Below are 254 nucleotides of genomic sequence, written 5' to 3' on the forward strand. Positions count from 1 at the left end.
TTCACTGTCGCCCAGAGCAAAGCTGCGTTGACCGCCGTCGGCGCGGTGGAAGTGCCAACCGCGAACGGTGACGTGCTATGGATGCTGGCGGACGACGTCGAACAGCTGGCCGCTTTCGAACAGCCCGAAGAAGAACAGATCCAACTGCTGGCGGGAACAGATTCGCTGGTGCTCCTACGGAGGAACTCGGCGGACATGTTCGCTGATGAGGACAAGGGCAAGAGCGTGCTCGGTTCCACGCTCGCGCTCCAAGC

Annotated in this window: 1 protein-coding gene; it reads left to right on the forward strand. The window is 61.8% G+C overall.

Translation table 11 applies throughout. The features are described 5' to 3' along the window. Nucleotides 1-254 (forward strand): hypothetical protein (locus SB679_RS25345; protein WP_410705104.1); only part of this gene is annotated, 254 nt, incomplete at both ends.

The sequence above is a fragment of the Chryseobacterium sp. SIMBA_029 genome, assembly GCF_046535275.1.
Taxonomy (GTDB): Bacteria; Bacteroidota; Bacteroidia; order Flavobacteriales; family Weeksellaceae; genus Chryseobacterium.